Raw genomic sequence first — 5427 nt, 5'->3', positions numbered from 1 at the left:
TCGGAGTGGAAGATCGCCAGCGGCTCGATCGTTGTCGTCGCAGCAGCGTTTCGCAGCGCTGTCTCGACGAGCTCGGTGCGCATGTGGTCCGCGATCGACCAGCCCACGACCTTCTTCGAGTAGCAGTCGATCACCGTGGCCAGATACACGAACCCCTGCCAGGTGTGGACGTAAGTGATGTCGCCGACGAACTTGACCCCGGGGCGGTCGGCGGTGAAGTCCCGCTCGACCAGGTCGGGCATGTCCGCCGCCGCCTCGGCGTCGGCGTCGGTGGTGACCCGGAACGGGCGAGGCTGGCAGGCGACCAGGCCCTCGGCCCGCATGATCTGGCGCACCAACTCCGGGGAGCATCCGTTGCCCTCATCGGCCAGATCGGCGTGGACCCGCCGATAACCGTAGGTGCCGTCCGACGCGGTGAAGAAGTGCTTCACCCGTCCCGTCAGCGCCTCCCTGCGGGCTGCGGTGGCCGAGGCCGGCCGGGACAGCCAGTGGTAGAACCCCGACGTGGACACCGCCAGCCAGGCGCACATCTTGGTCACCGGGTTCGTCTCGGACGGGTCGTTCCTGCAGGAATCGATGTACTCGTACCGGCTCACAGTCGCTGATCCCTCGCGAAGTAAGCGCTGGCTTTTTTCAAGAACGCCGTCTCCGCCCGCAGATCCTGAACGACCCGCTCCAACTCCTTGAGCCGGGCCCGTTCATCGACGGTCAGCTCGGCCTCGGTCCCGCCGCGCGTGTCGCGGTACTTGATCAGCCACGTGCGGAGCGTCTCGGGACCAACGCCATACGCGACCGCGACGTCCTTGATGGTCTTCGACGTCGAGATCACCTCCTGACACAACTCGTCCTTGAACTCCTGGCTGAACCGTCTGCGTGATGCAGTCATGTTCATGAACTCACTCTCGGGTAGAACCCTCACCTTAGGAGGGCCCGCTGTCCGAAATCACCGAAGCAGCCCACCATTCTCGAACGTCACCATCGGGGTGTTGTCCGGGACGGCCCGGGAGAGGCCGAAGGAGACCGTGTGGGCGGTGTCGGGGATCCGGTGCAGGCGGGGCTGTTCCTCCTCGAGCATCGCCGCGGGCTTGCGCCGCGTGACCCGGTGCTCACGGTTGTTGACCTGCTCCATGAACGTCTCGCAGGCCGCCTCGAGCTCTGCGAAGGACCCGTATTCGGGGCGCAGGTTGGTGTCCCTGGGGACAATATCGGCCTTGGCGACCTTGACCGAGGACTCCGACCCGCCCTTCGTGGCGGGGTCGGCCGGTTGACAGGTCAGCACGGTGATGCCGTAGTGGCGGGCGAAGTCAACGGTCTGCTGGTTGCGAACCGGGACCCCGGCAATATGGGACACGGTCACCGTTTTCTCGTTGTCGGTCAGGACGTATGTCGGCGCGCCGCCAAGAATGCGGAACGTGCGGTCGAGGGCCGCGAACACGGTCGGCGCCGTTCGATCCCGGAGCGGGATCACGACCCGAGACCTTGACCAGGCCAGCCAGGCGACGAACAACACACTCTTGCGGCCGTCGATGACGGGACCGTCGCCGAAGTCATACTGCAGCCACATGCCCGGCTCGGTGATCCAAGGCCGGTGCACCCGGACATGGCCGAACCGGTAGGCGGTACGGACCTGCGCGACCGCCCGCCGGGTCGAGCGATCCGACCCGTCGTAGCCGAGGGCGACGAGTTTCTCGTGGGCCTTGTCGGCGCGGATCTTGCCCTTGGACGCCTCGACCCATTCCTCGATCTTGGGCAGGAACCCATCGGTCACCCGACCCCGAAAGGCGGGCTCGGCGATCGGCTTGCCGGCGTCGCGGGCGGCGACGTGACGGGCGACAGTGTGGTGCGAGCAGCCGGTGAGCTCGGCTGTGGCGCGCAACGATCCGGTCAGATCGTAGGCAGCAAGGATTTCCATGATTTCTCCGTCAAACTTCATTCAGGGCCTCTTCCCGGGCGACTTTGGTGCGTCTTGAACACCGCAATCAAACCCCAGGGAGAGGCTCCCGCCGCTTAAGCGGTCGGGCTCAGAACAGGAAGTGGGCAGATCTCATGGCCACCAGCAGGCAGTTCTACTGGCCGCTGGTGGGCAGTTCCGTGGCCGCCTATGGGCAGTTTGGCATGGCCGCTAACAATCTACTCCCGTCAGGTGCAGCAAGGGCTCATGTACGCCATTCAGTACGAGATCGGGATGGCGGACGGCACGGCGAACGGCAACTTCGGGCCAGGTACACAGCAGGGGATCCGCGATTACGGTGTCTTTGGGCTGGGAGCCTCTGACGGATCCAGACACCTGGTGCGTCTTTACCAAGCTGCTCTGATTTTCAACGGGTATGAAGTCGATTCCTTCCTCGGCCAGTTCGACTCCAGCACCCAACAACAGACGCTCGGGTTCCAGAACTTCGTCGAACTTGCCGCGACCGGAGCGGCGAACTTCTCGACCTGGGCGTCCCTTCTGGTAAGTACCGGAGACGTCAACAGGCCTTCGAACGCGTGTGACACGGCAACCCCGCTGCATCCGCTGAAGATCCCATCCGTCACGTCGGCCGGCTACGTCACCGTCGGCCGTTATATCAACGGGATCGACAAACGCCTGCAGCATGACGAGGCCGCGCGGATCTGGTCGAACGGGCTGCGGTGGTTCCCGATCTATCAGGAGTGGAATGACGCGGCCGACCAGTTCTCCTACCCGCTCGGCTTTGAGCAGGGCGAACGGATCGCAATGCGAATGCGGCAGATGGGCATTCGATCCGGTGAGCGCGTGTATCTCTCGGTCGACTTCGACGCTACCGAAGATGACATCTACGCCGTCGTCATCCCGCACTTCCAGGGTGTGAGGGATGCGTTGCAGAAGTCGAGTTCAGTGACCTATCGCCTCGGCGTCTACGGGACGCGGAACGTCTGCTCGATCCTCGCCGAGGAGGGGCTGACGGAGTCCTCGTTCGTGAGCGACATGTCGACTGGGTACAGCGGCAACCTCGGATTCGCGCTTCCCAGCAACTGGGCGTACGACCAGATCGACGGTCGGCTGCTCTCCTCTGGTTCATCGGGAATCGAGATCGATAAGGTCATCCCTTCGTCGCGCGCCGAATGGCTGAATGAGAGCGACGTGCTCCGAACACCTCGACGGTACGAGAACGGCGCTCCGGCCGGATTCGATGAAGAGTTCTATTGGCGGATCGCCGGCCTTTGCTACCTCGGCGACAGCTCGACCGCTAGCTCTCTCGTGACCCGCCGCCAACGCAACGACACCGTGCTCAACTGGCTGCAGCGGCCAGAGTACTGGGGCGGCGAGGGAGCTAGCATCACCGCCGGAGCGTGGGAACTCGTCTATACACCGGCCGCGTACGTCGGGTTCTCCGAGGGAACTCCCCACTTTGACGCGTTGGTGGCAGCCTTTGTCACCCTCCAGGAGCGCGGTGGAAGCGAGCTTTACCCCACGCCAGTCGCCCTACGGTTCGGCCAAACGGACCACTGGGCTGCATCCACCCGGGGGCATCTTCTCCGTGGCGTCAACAGCGGTGGTGTGATCAACCCGGGCGACCTTGGCGGTTGGGCGTTGGATCTGGTGACATTCTGGGAGAGCTACGAGAATGCCAGGGTCAAGGAGCCAGGCGGGATCTTGGACGTCAAGACCTGGACCGCCGCGAACCTCGGCGGGACAAGCGACACGAATTTCGCAGTGAGGGATCTGAAGGCAGACATGGCGGCATTCCTGTGCGCGAAGCGGATGAACGACCAGCCGGACGTTTCGCTCGACGAGATCGTGCGGCAGATGCTCGTGGAGATCGAGGACGATCCGGGGTGGTTGGCGAAGCGGTTCATTGCGGAGCGGTTCGGGAACCGAAGCACGATGGTTGCCGCGGCCAAGTCCGTCTTTACTACTCCGTGGCTTCCTGACTGGGCGATCGATTTCTTCATCAAGGTCCGACTCCCAGGTGCGGCGGCCACTACCTTGCCGCCCTCCGCTGCCGTGCTCGCTACAGAGCTCGATGGTCTGGCGAACGGCTTCGCCGATGCGGTCGAAACGGCACAGGCCTGGCCGGAGGGATGACTCGGACGAATCGGCCCTTCGTGAAAGCGTGGGCGTATCTCACGGCGATTCTCGGCGTCACTGCCAGCGCCGTGTCCAGCTATTCCCTTCTATCGCCACTCGCACGAGCGGTCAACTGCTTCGAGCCACGAGAAACCACCTGGGTTCATGCGCTCGAGAGCGTTGGGTGGTCCGCGGTGGCCGTGCTTGCGATGGTCCTCGCGATGGTGCTCGGCAGCCGAGCGGCTTCCACTCCTGGCGTGCGAGCGTTCATCCTGTGGTGCGAGTCGATACTCGGTACCCTCCTGCTCGTTCCCATCATGATCTTCAGCAGTCCGGCCACCGAATCCGGGGCCTTGTCGCGCGCAGAATGCGGGCTCACCGAGGTGGGATCCGCCGCAATCGCAGCGATTCTGCTGATTCCTGCAGTATTGGCGGCCATCCCGGCATTGCTGTCGTTCTCAAAACTGGCTGCGGCCGTGGCCAACCTGGTCGCGTTCGCGGCGTCCATCGTGCTCTGGGCCGCTGTGTTCATGGCCATCCGCCCATGGGAGTACCCCGGATGGTAGACCTGGCTCTTCGACTCAGTTAACTCGACGTGCGCACGCTTATTCACCCACTTTTTGCGCCGAGACCAGCCCATGCGAACCGAGGCATCGAGGTAGACTCGGAGCACAATCGGCAAGAAACTCCCGGTCAGGTCGATATCACTCGAGGCCTCTCGAGTAGAACGCGCAGATGGAGACGCCGCTGCCGCTATCCATCGGTCGCCAGTTCAAGTCTGGTCCGCCCCACAAAGTAGCGCTTGACCAGCCATTTCACATTGTGGCTGCTCACGAGTGCAGGCGGGTCAAGCCGCATTGCGGAAGGCGTTCGAAGGTTTTCGAGTGACCTCGGCAAGCCTCGGTGTATGCCGAGCAGCGCGTGCGCGAGCGAAACCGGGTAGATGCCCTGGTCGAGGAGCGCCCCGCCGCTGGCCGAGAGAACCCACCGGCTGCCGCCCTCGGGGAATGGTGCGCCGAACGCAGCGCAAGATCGTCCGGTAGGTCGACCGGTGTCCGATTCAGCATGGAGGGAGGGCCGCCGACCACAACGAACCGCGTCGGACGTGACCCGCTCGGCTCGACCAGACTCCGCATGAGCAGATACGGGCGAGGTAGTTCACAGCCAGGCCGAGCGGAAGACCCTGCGTATTGCGCGCATCCAGCGGCGCGATCGTCGCGGCGTTGCTGACCACGAGGTCGGGCGGGTCGTCAGCGAGCTCGACCGCGAGTTCGCGCACCTTGTCGAGATCGCCTAGTGTCGTGCGCCTGAAATTCTCTGGTTAAGTTGTAGAATGGGGTATGCCGAGAACGGGACGCCCGAAGGCCGAGTTGATTCTGAGTGATGAGGAGCGGGAG

The 5427-nt window shown here is 63.8% G+C and carries 2 protein-coding genes and 2 pseudogenes; 2 read left to right on the top strand and 2 right to left on the bottom strand.

Annotation, left to right across the window (positions count from 1 at the left end; genetic code table 11):
• Together IEX31_RS18135 and istA are read right to left on the bottom strand one after the other, a co-directional pair.
• Positions 1-886, bottom strand: a pseudogene (locus tag IEX31_RS18135) (IS3 family transposase); the annotation flags it as partial.
• Between the two features lie 75 nt (positions 887-961).
• Positions 962-1933, bottom strand: a pseudogene (gene istA, locus IEX31_RS18130) (IS21 family transposase); the annotation flags it as partial.
• A gap of 168 nt (positions 1934-2101) precedes the next feature.
• Between istA and IEX31_RS18125 the strand changes: the two are divergent.
• Both IEX31_RS18125 and IEX31_RS18120 read left to right on the top strand, forming a co-directional pair.
• A complete protein-coding gene (locus tag IEX31_RS18125; RefSeq protein WP_505579046.1) occupies positions 2102-4048 on the top strand; it encodes a glycoside hydrolase domain-containing protein in 1947 nt (648 codons plus the stop codon).
• Positions 4049-4224: 176 nt separating this feature from the next.
• Positions 4225-4596 carry a hypothetical protein gene (locus tag IEX31_RS18120; RefSeq protein WP_188744796.1) on the top strand — a complete coding sequence of 124 codons (372 nt, stop codon included), beginning with the start codon at positions 4225-4227 and terminating at the stop codon, positions 4594-4596.
• Positions 4597-5427 lie beyond the last annotated feature (831 nt).

Origin of the sequence: Agromyces bauzanensis (assembly GCF_014645655.1) — a bacterium.
In the GTDB taxonomy this organism is placed as follows: Bacteria; Actinomycetota; Actinomycetes; order Actinomycetales; family Microbacteriaceae; genus Agromyces; species Agromyces bauzanensis.
This window is presented reverse-complemented; position numbering and strand designations above follow the sequence as displayed.